The organism is Coprococcus aceti (assembly GCF_025567285.1).
Lineage (GTDB): Bacteria > Bacillota > Clostridia > Lachnospirales > Lachnospiraceae > Coprococcus > Coprococcus aceti.
Window position 1 is genome coordinate 45934 of the sequence record NZ_JAOQJT010000005.1, and the last position, 20290, is coordinate 66223.

At 42.9% G+C, this 20290-nt stretch carries 18 protein-coding genes; all 18 read left to right on the top strand.

Features of this window, described 5'->3' with window-relative positions; genetic code table 11:
- Positions 1 to 91: 91 nt before the first annotated feature.
- Positions 92 to 259, top strand: coding sequence for a serine dehydratase beta chain (locus OCV54_RS08195; RefSeq protein WP_082431301.1), 168 nt, complete (start codon positions 92 to 94; stop codon positions 257 to 259).
- Between the two features lie 107 nt (positions 260 to 366).
- On the top strand, positions 367 to 4176 hold the full coding sequence (locus OCV54_RS08200) for an EAL domain-containing protein (protein WP_055223470.1): 3810 nt from the start codon (positions 367 to 369) through the stop codon (positions 4174 to 4176).
- 22 nt (positions 4177 to 4198) lie between these two features.
- On the top strand, positions 4199 to 5479 hold the full coding sequence (locus OCV54_RS08205; protein ID WP_015534752.1) for an O-acetylhomoserine aminocarboxypropyltransferase/cysteine synthase family protein: 1281 nt from the start codon (positions 4199 to 4201) through the stop codon (positions 5477 to 5479).
- Positions 5476 to 6333: a TrmH family RNA methyltransferase gene (locus tag OCV54_RS08210; RefSeq protein WP_055223472.1), complete on the top strand. Its 858-nt coding sequence runs from the start codon at positions 5476 to 5478 to the stop codon at positions 6331 to 6333. The genes OCV54_RS08205 and OCV54_RS08210 overlap by 4 nt, the downstream gene beginning before the upstream one ends.
- A gap of 131 nt (positions 6334 to 6464) precedes the next feature.
- A complete protein-coding gene (locus OCV54_RS08215; protein WP_015534754.1) occupies positions 6465 to 7220 on the top strand; it encodes a metallophosphoesterase family protein in 756 nt (251 codons plus the stop codon).
- Positions 7221 to 7483: 263 nt separating this feature from the next.
- Positions 7484 to 8197, top strand: a complete 714-nt coding sequence (locus tag OCV54_RS08220; RefSeq protein ID WP_055145506.1) for a CpsB/CapC family capsule biosynthesis tyrosine phosphatase — start codon at positions 7484 to 7486, stop codon at positions 8195 to 8197.
- A gap of 55 nt (positions 8198 to 8252) precedes the next feature.
- Complete coding sequence (locus OCV54_RS08225) at positions 8253 to 8378, top strand: hypothetical protein (protein WP_015534756.1); 126 nt, start codon at positions 8253 to 8255, stop codon at positions 8376 to 8378.
- 28 nt (positions 8379 to 8406) lie between these two features.
- Positions 8407 to 9417, top strand: a complete 1011-nt coding sequence (locus OCV54_RS08230) for an LCP family protein (protein ID WP_015534757.1) — start codon at positions 8407 to 8409, stop codon at positions 9415 to 9417.
- Positions 9418 to 9471: 54 nt separating this feature from the next.
- The gene (locus OCV54_RS08235) at positions 9472 to 10290 is read left to right on the top strand and encodes a YveK family protein (protein WP_015534758.1); all 819 of its coding nucleotides are present in this window, start codon (positions 9472 to 9474) and stop codon (positions 10288 to 10290) included.
- Positions 10287 to 11039 carry a CpsD/CapB family tyrosine-protein kinase gene (locus OCV54_RS08240; protein WP_055223475.1) on the top strand — a complete coding sequence of 251 codons (753 nt, stop codon included), beginning with the start codon at positions 10287 to 10289 and terminating at the stop codon, positions 11037 to 11039. The genes OCV54_RS08235 and OCV54_RS08240 overlap by 4 nt, the downstream gene beginning before the upstream one ends.
- A 93-nt stretch (positions 11040 to 11132) precedes the next feature.
- A complete protein-coding gene (locus tag OCV54_RS08245; protein WP_055223477.1) occupies positions 11133 to 11903 on the top strand; it encodes a hypothetical protein in 771 nt (256 codons plus the stop codon).
- A 246-nt stretch (positions 11904 to 12149) separates the two neighbouring features.
- On the top strand, positions 12150 to 13601 hold the full coding sequence (locus tag OCV54_RS08250; protein ID WP_055223478.1) for a sugar transferase: 1452 nt from the start codon (positions 12150 to 12152) through the stop codon (positions 13599 to 13601).
- Positions 13602 to 13624: 23 nt separating this feature from the next.
- A complete protein-coding gene (locus OCV54_RS08255; protein WP_055223479.1) occupies positions 13625 to 14935 on the top strand; it encodes a sugar phosphate nucleotidyltransferase in 1311 nt (436 codons plus the stop codon).
- Between the two features lie 47 nt (positions 14936 to 14982).
- Positions 14983 to 15726 carry a WecB/TagA/CpsF family glycosyltransferase gene (locus tag OCV54_RS08260; protein WP_055223481.1) on the top strand — a complete coding sequence of 248 codons (744 nt, stop codon included), beginning with the start codon at positions 14983 to 14985 and terminating at the stop codon, positions 15724 to 15726.
- 8 nt (positions 15727 to 15734) lie between these two features.
- A complete protein-coding gene (locus OCV54_RS08265) occupies positions 15735 to 16829 on the top strand; it encodes a glycosyltransferase family 2 protein (protein WP_055223483.1) in 1095 nt (364 codons plus the stop codon).
- A 12-nt stretch (positions 16830 to 16841) separates the two neighbouring features.
- Positions 16842 to 17966, top strand: a complete 1125-nt coding sequence (locus tag OCV54_RS08270; RefSeq protein WP_055223485.1) for a glycosyltransferase family 4 protein — start codon at positions 16842 to 16844, stop codon at positions 17964 to 17966.
- Positions 17967 to 17991: 25 nt separating this feature from the next.
- Complete coding sequence (locus tag OCV54_RS08275) at positions 17992 to 19206, top strand: glycosyltransferase family 4 protein (protein ID WP_055223487.1); 1215 nt, start codon at positions 17992 to 17994, stop codon at positions 19204 to 19206.
- Positions 19199 to 20272, top strand: a complete 1074-nt coding sequence (locus tag OCV54_RS08280; protein ID WP_055223489.1) for a glycosyltransferase family 4 protein — start codon at positions 19199 to 19201, stop codon at positions 20270 to 20272. The genes OCV54_RS08275 and OCV54_RS08280 overlap by 8 nt, the downstream gene beginning before the upstream one ends.
- Positions 20273 to 20290: the final 18 nt, after the last annotated feature.

Here is a 20290-nt window from a genome sequence, read left to right on the forward strand (position 1 = left end):
GAAAAAAGACAGTATATCCGAGTCAAAAAACTAAGATAATAAATTCCAAATAACCGCACTCGTGGTCTATAATTGAAATAAGGCAGTTAAGATATGCCTGTATGGGTTATTTCTGACGACCGGCAAAGGGCATGGTACCAGAAAGGCCATAGTGGCAGGACTTCTGGGAATGCTGCCGGATGATACAAGGATTCCGGATGCCCTGGACATAGCAGACGAGCAGATGGCGCTTGAGGTGAAAAATAGACTAAAAATGTAGATAGGAACTATGGCATTTGTCAAATTGCATAAATAAGGTTTTTTTAGCCTGCAAACATGATATAATTGCATAAAGAATGTTTTAAAAATGCAGTTGGGGATGATCAGATGAGCAACAGGAAGAGAATATGCGTTATAACAGCACAGGTTGAAGAGAGTACACAGAATCGCTTCATGCAGGGATTTCTGAAGCAGGCATATGATATGAATTACGATGTCTGCATATTTTCCATGTTTTTGAAGTACCAGGATTCAACAGACAGGGAGGTTGGCGATTCAAACATCTACAACCTTATTAATTTTAACCTTTTTGATGCTGTGGTATTGTGTCAGGACACCATACAGACTCCGGGAGTCGTAGAAAAGCTGGAGAAGCGCCTGCAGTCAGAATTTGCAAATGGTGTGGTAGTGGTAGTCGACAAAGAGAATAACATATTCCCAACGGTCATGATGGATCATTATACCCCTATAGTAAAACTCGTGGATCACCTTATAGAGGTTCACGGACACAAGAATATATATTTCCTGGGCGGACTCAAAGAGCACATACACTCCAAGCAGCGACTCGCCGGTTACATAGACAGCATGAAGGCGCACAACCTGCCGGTTACGGACGACATGATATATTATGGAACATACTGGTACGACAGCGGCGACTACATGGTGGACGAGCTTGTGAAGGATAAGGAGCATCTGCCGGATGCCATCGTATGTGCAAATGACTGTATGGCCATCGGAGTGTGCACCGCATTTGACAGATATGGAATAAGAGTTCCCGAGGACATAGCCGTGGTGGGCTATGACTCCATAGAAGACGGAAGAAACAGTCCTGTTCCGATCACATCTGCGGACATACCGGCGGATGACTGCGGGCACTACTGTATGAAATATATAGATGCAAAGCTTAACGGACATGACGTACCGGAATTCAAGTCCAACGTGGAGCTGTACATAGGTGGAACCTGTGGCTGTGAGGGCTGGGAACGAGAGACAGTCAGGATCAGAAGAGACAAATGGGAGACAGACCTCTCAGAGACCGGCTTCTACTCCTGCTTCAACAACATGGCGGATGACCTTGTGGCGCAAACGAGCGTGGAGTCATTCTTCGACACCGTGTCGGAATACGTGTACCAGATAAGACCATTTGAGAGCTTCCATCTGTGCCTGAACGACTACTGGAGAAATCCGGAGGTCATGACCGGCGATGAGGCACTTCGCCACGGTTACACAGATCATGTATACAGACTGATAAAGTGTGGCCCGGATGAAAAAGAAGAGAGACACATACGCTATGACGACGTATTCGAGTCTGCGAAGCTGTTGCCGGAGCTGTACGAGGACAGGGATTATCCTACAGCGTTCATATTTACACCATTGTTCTTCCAGGACAGAAGCTTTGGCTATGCAGTGGTGAACTACGGTGCAGAGCCGAGGGTGTACGAAGATGTATACAGATCCTGGATCAAGACGGTTGCCAGAGACATGGAGTCATTTGCAAGACATCAGGGACTCAATGTACTTCTAAACAAGCTTGAGGCGGATCAGATAAGAGATGGTCTCACCGGAATGTACAACTTCAGAGGCTTCATGGGCAGGGCAAATGACATGATAGTCCAGGCCGCTGAAGAGAAGTCCGAGATACTTGTGTTGGCGGTGGATCTGAAGAATACACGCCAGATAAACAGCAATTACGGAAGAACAGAGGGTGACAGAGTCCTGAGCTATGTTGCCCAGTCGATAAATGAGATACTTACCCCATACGAGATATCCATGAGGATGGGAAATGACGAGTTCGTCATAGCCACAGTGGCAAAGAGTGGCGATATCTCAAGGGGAGAATATATAGCCGAGGAACTCAAGAAGAAGCTTGAGGCGGCAAACAGTGGCGGAAAGGACGATTACGAGCTCGGTATATATTACGGATGTAAGAAGGCTCTGGTCAAGTCATCTGCCGAGCTGGAGACCCTCATCAACGATGCGGTCAACCAGAAGAACCGCATAAAAGAACAGAACAATGCCAAGGGACGCAACAAAGCGACGATAACGAACAGGGATCTGGAGAGAGATGAGATAGTAGCTATGATACTGGACAACAACATGCTTACATATCATTTCCAGCCTATAGTAAGTGCCCGTGACGGAAGCATATTTGCATACGAGGCACTTATGAGGATACTGGTTCCTATGAGAATGTCACCCCCTGAGCTTCTGGAGAGTGCAGAGAGACTGAACAGACTGTACGATGTGGAAAAACTCACACTGTTCAACATCGTGGAGATCGTGGCATCGAATCCTGAGATGTTCAGGGGCAAGAAGGTATTTATCAACAGCATGCCGGGGCATATGCTCAACGCACAGGACAGAAATGAATTCATTTCAAAGGTGAAGACGCTCCAGTGTGCAGGCATCGTCATAGAATTTACCGAGGGAGCAGAGCTGTCGGATGCGGAACTGAATGATCTCAAGGCATTCCTCAGAGGAAATGGCATGGAGATCGCCATAGACGACTACGGCTCAGGCTATTCAAATGTAAACAATCTTCTCAGGTATATGCCTGAGTATGTGAAGATAGACAGAATGCTTCTGACAGGGATCGATGCAGACCCACACAGACAGCATTTCGTCAAGGATATAATAGAATTCACCTCGACCAACGACATCAAGGCGCTGGCAGAGGGCGTTGAGACCACGAAGGAGATGAAGACCGTCATCCAGCTCGGTGCGGATCTCATTCAGGGATACTATACCGCCCATCCGAACGCGGAGGTGGTACAGCTCATATCCCCACAGGTTGTGAATGAGATAGTTCAGTACAACCAACAGGAAGAGGTGGCTGAGAACAGCAGCATATTTGTCATGGAGCATGAGAGAAGTGCATCACTTCTGAAGCTCACATCCCGGGGAATCAGGAAGATAGTTGTGGCACAGAGAGCCGGTGGCGACAACAATGTCCGCATAGTCGGCGCACAGGGCTTCAAGTCAGATATGACACTCAAGATAAAGGATGGTTTCACCGGAACCATAGTGTTGCAGAATGTAAGCTTCTCGGGCGACCGTGACAAGCCTTGTATAGACTGCGGTGAGAATACGGATCTGCACATCATGCTTGAGGGTAAGAATTTCTGCAGGAATGGCGGAATAAAGATACCGGAGTCGTCCAGAGTGACATTTATCGGAGATGGGGATATAATGATCCGCGTCAACGGTAACAGCTATTACGGAATAGGCAATGACATTCATTCAAAGCATGGAGTCATGAAGTTCAAGCAGGAGGGCGCCATTAATATAGAAACAAACGGTGTGAACGGAGTGGCAATAGGCGCCGGACTCGGAGGAGATATACGTATAGAGAAAGGACGATACGACCTGTATATCAACGGCGAGAACGGAGTTGCTATTGGAAGCATAAGCACCCCGGTGAATCTGAATCTCCTGCAGGCGGACATAGACATAACCTATGAGGCTGCAAATGGAGTCGCCATCGGCTCGATGAGCCAGCACGCAGATATCGCGATAAAGAACACATCCATATCGCTCAGAGGATCGGGCAACAGATACGTGGCGGTCGGAACCCTGGACGGAGATGGATGCAGCGTAGATATAAGCAGAGCACATGTGGACATGAACCTTAAGGGCAATTCGTGTATAGCCATGGGATCTGACCATGGAATAGCAGACATACGCATGACGGACGCCAACTCAAGGCTGGCGGTTCAGGGCGAAGCGTGCTTCGCACTTGGAAGCAGAGACGGTACAGGCATGCTGTCCAGCAATAATGCAGATCTGAATGTGGTTGTCAGGAATTCACTGAACATAGATATATCCGCGGCAGAGCAGGACATACGTCTGGTGAATGGAAGATACATGTTCATGCTTAACAATGAAAATATAGAGCGCAAGGTAGTAGAGCGTTATTAATTCAAAGGAGTATAAAGGAATAATGGAAAGAGAGACTATGTGTATACAGGCTGGATACCAGCCTAAGAATGGGGAGTCAAGAATGATACCGATCGTACAGAGCACAACGTTCAAGTACGACACGAGCGAGGATATGGGTAAGCTGTTTGACCTTGAGGAGAGCGGCTATTTCTACACCAGACTTGCAAATCCGACAAATGACTATGTGGCAGCCAAGATATGTGCCCTGGAGGGGGGATCGGCAGCAGTGCTCACATCGTCAGGACAGGCAGCAACATTCTTCTCGGTATTCAACATTGCCGGAGTGGGAGATCACGTTGTGGCATCATCCACCATATACGGAGGAAGCTTCAACCTTTTTGCTGTGACTATGAAGAGAATGGGTGTGGAATTCACATTTGTGGATCCTGACTGCTCGGACGAGGAACTTGAGGCAGCGTTCAGACCGAACACCAAGGCCGTGTTTGGCGAGACCATAGCCAATCCGGCACTCATAGTATTCGATATAGAGAGATTTGCAAATGCGGCACATGCACACGGAGTACCACTCATCGTGGACAACACATTTGCCACACCGATCAACTGCAGACCTATAGAGTGGGGCGCAGACATAGTCACACACTCCACCACGAAGTACATGGACGGACATGATGCAACCGTGGGTGGGGCGATCGTGGATTCAGGCAAATTCGACTGGATGGCACACGCAGACAAGTTCCCAGGACTCACCACACCTGATGAGTCATATCACGGAGTGGTATACGCAGAGAAATTCGGCCAGGGCGGCGCATATATCAACAAGATCGTGGCACAGCTTATGAGAGATCTCGGCCCGATACCTGCACCTATGAATTCGTACATGCTCAATCTTGGACTGGAGTCGCTTCACGTGCGTATGCCACGTCACTGTGAGAACGCACTGGCGGTTGCGAAGTTCCTCGAGGCACACGATAAGATAGCCTGGGTAAATTATCCTGGACTTGAGAGCAGCAAGTATTACGAGCGTGCTAAGAAGTATATGCCGGACGGCACATGTGGAGTTGTGTCATTTGGCGTCAAGGGAGGAAGAGCTGCTGCGGAGGCCTTCATGAAGGAACTCAAGGTTGCGATGATAGCAACACATGTGGCGGATGCACATACATGCGTTCTTCATCCTGCATCAGCTACACACAGACAGATGAATGACGAGGAGCTTCTGGCGGCAGGAGTAAGTCCTGATCTTGTGAGACTGTCGGTGGGCATTGAGAATGTAAAAGACATAATAGCAGATCTTGAAAATGCACTGGATAAGGTACAGATATGAGAATAATAAATATAACCGACCTTTCGGCACCTGAGCTTGATATATATGCGCGCATGTCAGAGAATCAACTGGCGCACATATATGAACCGGCTTCCGGGCTGTTCATAGCTGAGAGTCCAAAGGTCATAGAGAGGGCACTGGATGCGGGTTACGAGCCAGTGTCCATTCTATTGGAAGACAGGCACGTGGAAGGACAGTGCGCGGATATAATAAAGCGGTGCGGAGATATACCGATATACACAGCACCATTTGATGTCCTCACGAAGCTCACGGGATTTGCCCTGACAAGGGGGATGCTGTGCGCCATGAGGAGGGCAGAGCTGCCGTCTGTTGAGAGCGTGTGTGAACATGCCGCCAGAATAGCGGTGCTTGAGGAAGTGATGAACCCGACAAATGTGGGAGCGATATTTAGAAGTGCGGCGGCACTCGGGATGGATGCTGTACTGCTCACGCCGGGCTGCAGTGACCCGCTCTACAGGAGAGCGGTAAGGGTCAGCATGGGAACGGTGTTCCAGATACCGTGGACATATATTACATTTGACACCCTGGGTCTTGCACACAATAAAGCAGATCATGGCATATGGCCGGAGTTTGGGATGGAACAACTTCACAGTATGGGCTTCAGGACGGCATCCATGGCGCTAAGAAATGACACGATAGATATACACGACCCGGAGCTGAAGCAGATCGACAGACTTGCAGTAATACTGGGAACCGAGGGAGAAGGCCTCAAGACAGAGACCATAGATTCCAGCGACTACACAGTGAAGATACCAATGTATCACGGAGTGGACAGCCTGAATGTGGCTGCAGCCAGTGCCGTGGCATTCTGGGAACTTGGCAGACGCTCATGAAACGTCGAAAAACCTCCCTCAAAAAATACGCATACATATCTACAGGATATGGAAAATATGTTATAATAGTCAGGACGTGAACGGACAGGCTCACAGTCGGCAGAAGGAAAAGACTTAGGAGGATGATAGACATGTTTTATGCTATTTCAGGAATTAACGGGGATTATGAGGCATACAAGAGAGCACTCAAGAAACTTAAGTTTCAGAACCTTGACGATATAAAGGAAGAGGACATCATGAACGAGGAGGCAGTCATCAGCACTCTTGAGGGCGAGGATGTCCTGTATGTCCTTGGCAATATAATCGGAGCAGGCGGCGGATCCATGAAGATACTTCAGGATATGATGAGCAGAGATAATGTCATCGCAGTTGTCGGTGAGAACGAGTACAAGATCACACAGGCACTCAAGGCACTGAATGACCATATCCAGTCCACAGGTGAGGTGCCACCACAGATGCTGGTAGACAAGATAACATCCATGCTTGGAGAAGAGCTCTCAGGTGCGGTGGAGGAGTTCCTGCAGCTTGACGATGAAGAGCGTGAGGATGTCATAGAGTATATAGATGAGATTTCTGAGGAAGCGTTCCTCGAAGTGATGATGGCGAGAAAGAAATTTGTGCTGGTTCACGCCGGAATAAGAAACTTCGATCCGAAGAAGGAACTGGATGAGTACGACACAGAGGACTTCATCACAGAGCCAGCAGACCTGGACAAGACATATTACAAGAACAGAACACTCGTCGTTGGACATGTGCCAACCACAGAGCTCGGCGGTGAGGGCAAGATCGTTAAGAAGAACAACAACGTTGCCATCGACTGCGGGTGCGGCAAGGGCGGACAGCTTGGAATATACTGCCTGGGCAACGGCTCGGAGATGTATGTATAATAGAATAAAGAACAGATTGACACGGCGGGATATGAAATATCATATTCCGCTTTTTTATTATGGAAGAAATTGGATTAAGAAAATAAAGTGGTTTATACAAATTGTATAGTTAAGCAAAAAATCAACGAGGATTTTTGTCGATTTTAAATCGCAAATGGAATTGAAAAATTGTGAAGAAACTGTTAAATTAGGGTGTGAGCATGGATAAAGAATTTTCCTATATAAATATTTATAGTTTTTTATAAAGAAAACAGGAGGAAAACATGGGTGTTATAGATTTTCATTCACATATACTGCCGGGTATAGACGACGGCAGCAGGAATGTCGAGACATCTATAGGCATGCTTCGGATGTGCAAAGAGCACGGCGTGGATACTATGATAGCGACGCCGCACTTTTATGCTGATTCAAATACTGTGGAGAGGTTCATTGATTCAAGACAGAAAGCATATGATAAAGTCATGGCTGAGAATATGGACATACCGCAAATTATAATGGGGGCAGAGGTCGCGTTCTTTGCAGGAATAAGCAGAGCGGAGAAAACGGATGCACTAAAAGTAGAAGGAACTGATATCATGTTGCTGGAGATGCCGTTTGTGACATGGAGTGATTCGGTAGTGCAGGAAGTACGAGACTTAATTGAGAAGAGACATTTCCATATCATACTAGCTCATATAGAGCGATTCTTACAGATACCAGGCAACAAGCCATATGTGAGACAGATCCTTGAACTGCCAGTTACGGTGCAGGTGAATGCGGAGACACTTCTGGATTTCAGACAGAAGGGCAAAATGCTCAAGATGTTCAAGAAAGGACAGGCACACATCATAGGAAGCGACTGCCATGGTATGCATCACAGGGTGCCGAACTTGTGGCTGGGCCGCGAGGTGCTGGAGAAGAAGCTGGGACATGAATTTCTGGAGAACATGGACAGCTACGGAACAAAGCTCCTTAAAGAACATCAGATACACCCATAATCAGCAATAACAACGAAACATGTAAAAGATAAACAGATAGATGGAGGACAACAACATGTCTAAGAAGACAGCGATAATCATCAGTATTGTGCTGTTCATAATACTGTGTGGTCTTATTGTGTGCGAGAAGAAGTGGCCTACAGCGGGAACAGACCTGCTTATGCTGAACGTTCTGAGATAGCACATTACATTCCGAAGAGGTGATACATATGTCATACAGGAACAGAACACTATCAGAAAAAAAGAGAATATACAAGAAGCTTGGACTTGTGATCACAGCCATACTGGTCGTATGCATTGCACTGGCGATAGCACTCAGACCGACAAAAGGAAATGCATCACACAATGCATCGGGCACACAGGCGGTCGAAGGCATGATCGAGGTGGACGGAGTCAAATACGTTCCAAAGAAGAATATAGAAACATATCTTTTTATGGGAATCGACAACATGGGCAAGGTTCAGAAAGTCACCGATTATGAGGGGGCAGGCCGATGCGATGTGGTCATGCTGATGGTCAGAGACCTGACAGATGGAACATACAAGACGCTGAGCATAGACAGAAATACCATAGTGGAGCAGGATACACTGGATCCCGACGGAACCTACGTTGCAACGAGCCCGGCGCAGCTTGCTCTGGCACATGAGAATGGTGACGGAATGGAGATAAGCTGCGAGAACGTGGTCAAGGCGGTGTCAAACTTCCTTGGCGGCCAGAAGATAGACGGATACGCAGCGGTGAATATGGGGGCCATAGGAACCATCAACAATCTGGCTGGCGGAGTCACGGTTACCATAGAGGATGATTTCTCCAAGGTGGATAAGACCATGAAGCAGGGAGAGACCATCACACTGACCGATGAGCAGGCAGTACATTTTATCCATGACAGATTCGATGTGGGAGATGAATCCAACACCCAGCGAATGAAGCGTCAGGAGGTGTACAAGGCAGGACTCAAGGATAACCTGGCGGCAAAGTGCAGCGAGGATAACACATATCCACTGACAATATATGACGCACTGGGAGATTACATGGTGACTGACATCAGCTCACAGAAGTTCTCCAAGCTGGCACTCCTTGTTCTCAAGGAAAAGGACGCCGGAACGGTGTCGATAGCTGGAACAGAGACCGTAGATGATCTCGGATTTGTCGAGGTGGAGCCGGATGCGGATAGCCTTCAGCAGGCAATCGTAGAGCTGTTCTACAAGGAATATAACTAGCATCACACATTTGATGCAGGGGATATAGATACAAAAAACGGATGGAGGGAATATATGAATTCCAACAAGAAAATGGCTGCTGTGCAGGATGAGACCACACAGATAGCCGCAGTGAACACATACAAGAATACAGAGGATGATGAAAACGAGATCGATCTCCTGGACATGGGAATGGCGCTTCTTGAGAAGCTCCCATACATCATACTGTGCTTCCTGATCGGTGCGGTGCTGTTCAACGCATTTGCATACTTCCTGATCAAGCCGACATACCAGTCGACAGCCAAGCTGTACGTGGTATCAGCATCAGATGATTCCATAGTAAATCTCCAGGACCTTAACATCGGTTCATCCCTTACCAAGGATTACGAAGACTTGATACTCAGCTATCCGGTTCTCGACCAGGTCATCGAAAAGCTCGGCCTTGATATGGACTCAGAGGGGCTTGCCAAGATGATAACCCTTGAGAATCCTTCAGACACACGAGTCCTGAAGATCACGGTCACAAGCACTGACAAGCAGCAGGCATGTGACATTGCAAATACACTGGCAAACGTGTCGATAGAGTATCTCCCGGATACCATGAGCACAAGCGCACCTAACATAGCCCAGGTTGCAAGGGTAGCAGACCAGAAGGTCGGACCAAGCTACCTTAAGTACACCGCCATAGGTGCATTGCTTGGAGCACTCATCTACTGCCTGATCGTCATTGTGGGATACCTGATGGATGACACGATCCACTCAGCAGACGACATGGAGAAGTATTTCGGAATAGTACCGCTCACGACAATACCTGAGAGTGATCAGTTCAGGACAGACGACACAGAGGATGAATTTGGAAAGAAACACAACAGGAAAGAGAGGGTCAGAGCATGAAGAAGCTTAACATAGAGTTTCAGGAACTCCCATATGCAGTGGAGGAGGCGATGAACCGTCTCAGGATCAACATAAAGTTCTGTGGCAAGAACACAAGAAAGATACTCATAACCAGCAGCATGCCAAATGAGGGCAAGAGCAGCGTAGCGATCAACCTGTGGAAGATGCTCGCTGAGGCAGGATTCCCTGCAGTGCTGGTGGATGTGGATCTTCGTAAGTCAGTCATAAAGGACAGACATCACATAAAGGATGCTGACAAGCTTCCGGATCTTGGATATTTCCTTTCGGGACAGTCCGAGATGGAGGATGTCATCTATGAAACACAGGTAGAAAATGCATACATCGTACCTTGTATGAACCTTCTGGAGAATCCATCGGCTCTTCTGGAGGATGCTAGATTTGCAGAGCTTCTTGACAAGCTGGCAGAGACATATAGGTATGTCATTATAGACTCGCCACCGCTTGGCAGTGTGGCGGATGCCGCTCAGATCGCATCACTGTGCGATGGCGCAGCTCTGGTAGTCAGAGCAGGTGAGACATCAAGAAGTCTCATCAAACAGTCATTCCAGCAGCTTGACCAGGTAGGTTGTACGCTGCTTGGAGTCATACTCAACAGAGCCCAGACAACGGGGAGAGCATACAAGAAATACTACGGCAAGTATGGCAAATACTATAGCCAGTACGGCTATGGTTATGGCACTTACGGCAAAGAGGCTGCAGCCGCCAGCGACAGCACCCCGTCAAAATAATTCACTTTGGATATAACGCCATGTATAGTGGCGTGCAGGGCGTTTTATCATATATTCAATACAATAGAACTTTTTGGGAAGGAGGAATTTATTGTGAAGAATTTAAAGAAGCTTTTGGCTATAGTTGTATGTATCGCAATGATGGTGCCAACAGTTGCATTTGCAGCTACATCATCACCAACTAAGGTAAACGTTAAGTCTGCTACAGCAAAGTCGCTTACATACAATGCAAAGAGCCAGACAACAACAATTGTTGTTAACGGTAAGACACTTACCCTGAACAAGGATTTCAAAGTCGTTTCAGGAAGCCTTAAGGCAACAAAGGCTGGTACATACACAGTTAAGATCAAGGGAATAGGTAACTATTCAGGCGATACAACAGTTAAGTACACAGTTAACGCACAGCAGAGCTACAAGGCTACTGCTGCTGCAAAGACATACAATGCTAAGAATCAGACAACCAAGGTTACAGTTAAGTATGGTAACACAGTTCTTAAGAGAGGTACTGATTACAAGATTACTGGTGTAACTAGGGCTAAGAACGCTGGCAAGTATAAGATTACCGTAAAGGGTATCAACAACTACAAGGGTACAAAGACAATTTACTACACAATTAACAAGGCTGCTCAGAAGTCTGTTAAGGTTAAGGTAAATGCTTCTAAGAAGAAGATCACTGTATCTGGTGTTAAGGCAAAGGCAAAGGTTACTTACAAGTCAGCCAATAAGAAGGTCAAGGTTAAGAATGGCAAGATTACTGTTGGTAAGGGTGTCAAGAAGGGCACAAAGGTAAGAATCACTGTTAAGGTTGCTGCAACAAAGAACTACAAGGCATACAGCAAGTCAATTATTTACAAGGTTAAATAATCAACCTGCTATGTTAAATAGTTCCAAGCCCTAGCCGGTGGCGCAAAACGAATGTCCATGCCACAGGACGTTCCGCGCCGCCAGTGTGGGTGATAAATAACAGACCATTTAATGCGTATCATGGTTTACAGATGAAAAGGTTCAGCCGACAATCACACGGGCTGAGTCATTTCATGTATGAATCAACAGACCGGGTCATGCGGGCACAAATATGACCCTGACGACAGAGGATGAGGAGAGAAAATTATGTATCAGAAAGGCGCAAAAGGCTGGCTGAAGCACTTTGACTTCATGCTGCTGGATCTTATAGTACTTCAATTGTCATTTCTTGTGGCATTCCAGATCAGACACGGCATGGTAAATCCGTATGCGAACAGAGACTATCTCGCGTTGGCTATTATCACGGAGCTGGCGGATATAGTAGCCATGATATTTCTGAATACATATGAGGGCGTCATCAGAAGAGGATACTTCAAGGAATTCATATCCAGCTTCAAGAACGGTTTCGTGATAGTTGCACTGCTCCTTCTGTATGTGTTTGTCCTCAAGGATACATCTATATATTCCAGAACTACTATACTGCTCATGTGGGCCATATACGTATATGCTACATTTGCAGTGAGGAGCCTGTGGAAGAAGCATCTCGCGAAATATGCAGAGCATGGCAAGGGCAAGAAGCTCCTGGTCATGACCACCAGACATGTAGCAGATGAAGTGGTGGCAGGCCTCAAGGAGAAGAACTACTCCGGGTTTGATATAGTAGGAGTCATGGTGATAGATGCCAATCTCATCGGTCAGGAGATCCAGGGAGTGCCGGTGGTGGCGGATTACAACAGTGCAGTTGATTATGTGAGAACCGCATGGGTGGACGAGATATACGTGGATGTGCGTGGAGCATACGGATATGCGAACACCCTGATAGACGCATTTATCGAGGGCGGCATCACAGTTCACATGTGCATATCATCCATCGTGAGGACCCACGGCGACAAGCAGCTCATCCAGAAGATAAATGGTGAGACCGTGGTCACGACCATGATGAACTACGCAACACCAAAGCAGATGTTGCTCAAGAGAACGGCAGATATAATAGGAGGTCTGGTGGGCAGCATATTCACGCTCATCCTCACCATATTTATAGGACCTATCATATACATCAAGTCCCCGGGACCGATCTTCTTCAAGCAGGAGAGAGTGGGACTGAACGGCAAGATATTCAAGATGTACAAGTTCCGAAGCATGTACATGGACGCTGAGGAGCGCAAGAAGGAACTCATGGCGCAGAACACCATGAGCGATTCGAAGATGTTCAAGATGGACTTTGACCCGAGAGTCATAGGCAACAAGATCCTGCCGGACGGCACCAAGAAGAAGGGAATAGGTCAGTATATCAGAGACTTCTCCATAGATGAGTTCCCACAGTTCTTCAATGTGCTAAAAGGGGATCTGTCACTGGTTGGAACAAGACCACCACTTATCTCTGAGGTGGAGCAGTATGATATGCACCACAAGAGCCGACTTGCTACTAAACCTGGAATCACTGGTATGTGGCAGGTTAGTGGTAGGAGTGATATCACGGACTTCGAGGAGGTCGTGAGACTGGATACGGAGTATATAGAGAACTGGAGCTTTGGGCTTGATGTGAGGATAGTGCTGAAGACTATCAAGGTAGTGCTTGGTAGGGAAGGATCGAAGTAGTAGGAATGAGGAGGGAATGAGACATGAATATTATTTTACTTTCGGGAGGTTCGGGTAAGCGCCTTTGGCCTCTTTCAAATGATGTACGCAGTAAGCAGTTTATTAAGTTGTTTAAGAATGGTGACGAATATGAATCCATGGTACAGCGCGTGTATCGACAGATTACCACTGTAGATTCAGAGGCTAAAGTAACAATTGCAACAAGTAAATCACAGGCAAGTGCTATAAAAAATCAATTAGGGGAACGAACAGCTATCTGTGTGGAGCCTTGTCGACGTGATACATTTCCAGCAATTGCACTTGCTGCTGTTTATTTACACGACAAGTTAGGAGTTGCAGAAGATGAGGCTGTTGTTGTATGCCCGGTTGATCCATATGTGGACAATACTTATTATGAAGCAGTTAAGACATTACAGGAATTAGCTGGTCAGGGAGATGCTAATTTGACTCTAATGGGAATAGAACCTACATATCCTAGTGAGAAATATGGGTATATTATTCCTGAAAATGGTGAAAATGTCAGCAGAGTAAGGGAATTTAAAGAAAAACCGGATGTGGAGACCGCAAAGAAGTATCTTGCACAGAATGCGTTATGGAATGCGGGAATATTTGCATTTAAGTTGGGATATTTGTTGGATAAAGCTCACAGCATGATTGATTTTGTTGATTACAATGATATGTTCAATAAGTATGAGACATTGACAAAAATAAGCTTTGATTATGCTGTGGTTGAGAAAGAACAAAGCATTCAGGTTCTGCGCTATAGTGGGGATTGGAAGGATGTCGGAACTTGGAATATGATGGCCGAGGTCATGGCAGATAAGACTAAGGGTAAAGTTATTTTAGACGAGACCTGCGAAAACACAAATGTGGTTAATGAATTAAATATTCCGATTCTCTGTATGGGTTGCAAGGATATGATCGTTGCAGCCAGCGGTGATGGGATATTAATTTCAGACAAAGAACGTAGTGGGTACATGAAGCCATATGTTGAAAAAATAGAGACTGAGGCAATGTATGCAGAGAAGTCGTGGGGAGACTATACAGTTATAGATGTACAGCCAGGTTCTATGACTATAAAAGTTTCTATGAGAGCTGGCGAGCATATGACATATCATATGCACAACCATCGCGAAGAAGTTTGGACAGTAGTTTCCGGTAATGGTAAGGTGACGGTGGATGGTAATGTACAGCTTGTTAATGCTGGAGATGTCATAAAGATACCAGCAGGAAGAAAGCACACTGTTGAAGCAATTACTGCGATTGATATGATAGAAGTTCAGTTAGGCGATGAAATTAGCGTTACAGACAAAGTGAAATGTTCGATAGAGTGAAAAATGACGCAATACAATATTAAAAATGAATTGTGGTGAGGATAAGAATGGCAAGAATGAAATTTATGAATACAGAGATTGATAATTTGACAATGCAGGAAACGTTGCAGGCAATCAATCAATTGATTCAAGAAAATAAAAGTGCATATGTGGTTACTCCAAATGTAGATCATATAGTGCAGCTTGAAACAAATAGGGAATTACAAGAAGTTTATAAGAATGCTGCTTTGATTTTAACAGATGGAAAGCCTCTATTATGGATAGCTAATTGGTATGGAACACCAATTAAAGAAAAAATATCTGGATCAGATTTATTCCCTCTCCTTTGTAATATGGCTGCTGCAAAAGGGTATAAGATGTTTTTTTTAGGAGCTGCAGAGGGAGTAGCAAAAAGAGCTGCAGAGAATCTTACTATGAAATACAAAGGATTACAGGTCGTTGGAACTTATTCACCGCCATTTGGATTTGAAAACAACAAAAATGAGATGGATAAAATCAAAAACATGATTAAGGCGTCAAAACCAGATATCCTTATTGTAGGGCTGGGATGCCCAAAGCAAGAAAAGTTTATGTACCACCATTGCAAAGAGCTTGGCGTTCCAATTTCATTTGGGTTGGGTGCAAGCTTTGATTTTGAAGCAGGAAATATAAAAAGAGCACCACGATGGATGGCCAATCATGGCCTTGAATGGCTTTTTAGAATTACACAGGATCCTAAACGAATGGCTAAGCGTTACTTGGTAGATGATAGAAAGATTCTAGGTTTAGCTATAAAATATAGAAAAAAATAGGTGAGCAAATGGACTTAGTAACAATAATCACCCCCATTTATAATGGCGAAAAGTATTTGGAACGCTATTTTACACAAATAGAAGCAATAGACTACGAAAATTTACAGATAATTGTTATAAATGATGGAAGTAAAGACAAGACATCAGAAATTGTAAAAAAGTATGCAAATGTAGATAGTCGAATTGAATTTATAGATAAGAGAACGAATGAGGGAGTCAGTAGCGCAAGAAATGACGCATTAAAAATGGCAAGGGGAAAGTTTTGTTTCTTTTTCGATTGTGATGATACATTTGAGACACAAATTGTTGAAAAATGTGTATCAAAGGTAAAAGCTGACACAGATACTGTCTGCTATAATTATGCATCTGTGCGTAGAGATGGGAACGTGTCTAAGCATGAGTTTTCTTATAGAAAGTGCGTGTATAAAAAAGAAGAAATACTGGAGCAGATACTGCCGAATTCATTTGGAACATCAATAGCAGACTTAAAAAGGTATCTTTCGGGCAAGTGTGGAATGCGCCAAGGAAAAGAACTGAATGGTCCGTGGCGTATGATGTATTCACTTGAGATAATCCGAAAAGAAAATATATTTTTCAGAAGGGATTTACATGTAGGGGAGGATACAATTTTTACAAATAAATATCTTGCAGTAGCTGATGTGATTTATACGATAGATGAGCCATTATATTATCTTCATAACAATGACGGCTCAGCAATAGAAACATACAATCTAGATGTTAATCGAATGATTTCAGGAAAGCTGCAGCTTATTAAGGCAAAGAATGAGTTGAGTTTTGAACTGAAATCAAAGGGGATGAATACATATGGATTATGGGGAGGGGAGTACATACTTTCTTCCGTTCAAATTGGTTACGCCTTAGCGAAAGATAAGAGGTTGTCATTTGCTGAGAAACGTAAGATACTGAAAGCTTATCATTTAAATGTCTTGGTTATAAAGCAATGGGATCGACTTAAGGTAAAAGAAATCATTGGTACAAAAAACATTAAAGCAATTCCGGTTTTTCTGTTAAAAATAAACTGGATAGTTGTTACAGAGTTGATGCTTACTTTGTTTTGTAAAATGGGATTTAAAATCAACTGAGAAAGGACAGAGATGAGAGTATTAATAGATTTGACCTCTCTTGCAGATAACTTTTCTGGAATTGAGCGATTTGCGCTCAGTATTACAAAAGAATTGATTTCTGATCAAAGTAGAAGAGATATTGAGTATACACTTCTTTTTAAAAATGAGGTACACAAAGAATTTTTAATAGAGCAGAATAACGTTAAGAATATTGTTATAAATGGAAAGAATAAACTAATTTTTAATCAGGTGCAATTGCCGCTAAGGTTAGCGACTATAAAAGCAGACTATTATTTCTTTCCGGCATTTCCAGCACCATTTTTCTTCTTTAATAGAAATGCAATAAGTGCAATTCATGATGTGGGGTGTTGGGACTGCCCTAGTAAGAATAAAAAATACATGACACTTTATTTTAAGATCATGTATAGAAAAGCTGCCCATGGACATAAGAGAGTCGTTACAGTGTCGCATTTCTCAAAAAATCGAATTTCAAAGATTTTGAAAAAGAAGTCTGATGAAATTGCAGTAATTTACGATGGATTATCGGATTGCTTTGCTAATTTCAATTATGAAAAAGATCAGGATCTTAAGGCTAAAGAAGCGTATGGACTTCCAGAGAATTATATTCTTTGCCTTTCGACTTTAGAGCCAAGAAAAAATATGCGACTTTTGGTTGATGCGTTTAGCAATCTTATCCAAGAGAAGAAAATAGATACCAATTTAGTTTTAGCTGGAAGAAAAGGCTGGTTGATAGATGATTTGCTTTCTGATCTTGATGAGAAAATCATCAACAGAATTCATTTTACTGGATTTGTAGATGATAATTTACTACCTTATGTATACAAAAATGCACAAGTTTTCGTATTTCCGTCAGTATATGAGGGATTTGGAGTACCTCCTATAGAGGCTATGTCTATGGGAGTTCCGGTGATTTCTTCTGATGCTGCATCATTACCAGAGGTCCTTGGCGATTCGGCTTTTTATTTTGAAAATCGAAATTTGGAAGAATTGAAGAAACAGATAGTATCTGTTATGAATCTTACCCAAATTCAGATCAATCTAGTAAAAGAAAAAGGAATCATTCAAGCGAGTAAGTATAGTTGGGAAACAGAAGCTATAAAATTTGAGAAGATTTTATTGGAAGAATACAATTAGTAAAATATATAGGTGAATTAAGTAGATGAAAATATTATTGGTAAATACATTTTATTATCCTGAAGTTAAGGGTGGAGCAGAATATAGTGTAAAAAAGTTAGCTGAGGCGTTACAAGCTGATGGAAATGAAATTATAGTATTAGCATCAGGTGACGCCGATAATGATGAAATTGTTGATGGCATAAAAGTCTTTAGAAGAAAATTCCATTCTATTTATCATTCATATGGAAAGGTAAATAAGAATGTTGTCACTATGCTTTTTCACAGAGCTTTAGATTTTTGGAATCCTATGAATCGAAATATAATTGTTGATGTTATAAGGAAAGAAAAGCCAGATATAATTCACACAAACAATATTTATGAAATCACACCAATTATATGGAAAACAGCAAAAGAATATGGAATACATACAGTGCATACAATTAGAGACTATTATTTAATGTGTTTCAAAACGAATTTATTGAAAAAAAATAATGTACTTTGTACCAAGCCTAATATTGGATGTAGGGTTTATCAATATATAAATCGAAAGTTTACTAAATATGTGGATGTTTTGACTGCACCATCAAATATGATGATTAAAGAGGTAGAAAATAGGAGATTTTTCGAAAAGTCAAAACATATTGTGGTATATAATGCGTGTGAATTTAATAAGGAAAGTGTTGCTATTAATTGTGCTAAAAAGAAAGAATATAGTACAATCACATTTGTATACTTGGGGGGGTTTCATGCACATAAAGGTATAGATACTCTACTAGAGGCATTTCAAAATCTTGAAAACTCAAATGCCCGACTGGTTTTTGCAGGAAAAGGTGAAGAAACGCAGAAGATTAAGGATGCGGCTATAAAAGATTCAAGAATTCAGTATGCCGGTTTTTTAGATGAATCGCAAATTGCAGAATTGCTAAATAGATGTGATGTGTTGATTTGCCCTTCTTTGTGGAACGAACCATTTGGAAGAGTGGTTTTAGATGCATATCAAAGTGGTTTGCCGGTTATTGCCAGTAGAATTGGTGCTTTACCGGAGATTGTACAAGAAGGTAAAACTGGTATATTAGTTAAGCCAGGTGTAAGTGAAGAATTGAAAAATGCAATGAATCGCTTCCTTGACGATAATGAGTTTTTAGAAGCGTGCAAGCGTAATCTTTTAGCAAAGTTATCTGAATTTGAAATAAGAAAACAAGCAAACAATTTTGAAAAAATTTATACTTTACTTTTAAAGGAGAAAAAAATTGGATAAGGTAGTGTATTACCCGTTAAATCATAAGAATCCTTATGTATCTATAGTTACAGAGGCAATAAAAAATGCTGGATATAAAATATATGGTTTGGAGGATATTAAAAAAAATCATAAATTAGCAAAAGAAATTAAGATAATAAATTTAAATTGGTTTGATTCTATTGGTAATTGTCCACTATGGAAAGCGATAGCTTTATTGGTGAGACAATTGTTGAGAGTAGAATATTATAAGTGGTGTGGAATGAAAATAGTCTACACAATGCATAATAAGCAAGCTCATGATACAAAGTATAAACGTATAAATCGTATTTTGATGAAATTTTTGTGCAAAAAATCGGATTATATTGCAGTGTTATGTACGTATTCTAAACAAATATTGAGAGACTTTTTGTCGACAGAGGAAATCGAAAAAAAGGTGCGAGTGATGTATCACCCTAGTTATGAAGGTGCATATTCTGAGAAAAAATTGAGTATTCCAGAATTGGCTAATAGTGAGAAATGTAATATGCACATATTATTTATGGGAAGTGTAAGACCGTATAAAAATATAGAGTTAATTCTTGAAGCAGCAAATAAATTACAGGGAAAGAATATAGAATTTGTAATTGCAGGAAAATCAAATAACACAGACTATGAAAAAATGATTCAAGGCAAAGTGAATCATCTTTCTAAGGTGACTTTTATTCCAAGGTTTATTGAGGATTCTGAAATGTTTTCCTTTTATGATTGGGCAGACATAGTGCTAATTCCTCTTGATATTAAAAGTAGCTTGAATTCTGGCAGTTCTGTTTTGGCATTTACGATGGGGAAAACAGTTATTATACCTAAGGTTGGAACAGTAAGAGATTTTCCTAATGAATTGATGTTTTCGTATGAATATGAAAAAGAATCAGAACATTTAACTGCGTTAGTAGACAAAATAAATGAGGCATTTGTGAAGTGGTCAGATAATCCAAAATCTGTTGAAACAATGGGTAGTGAAATTAGAGCGTATTTGAATAATAATTTTTCAAAAGAGAAAACAGAAGAAAGATATCGGAAACTGTATCAGGAGGCTATAAGATGAAGATGATTCGCACTTTTA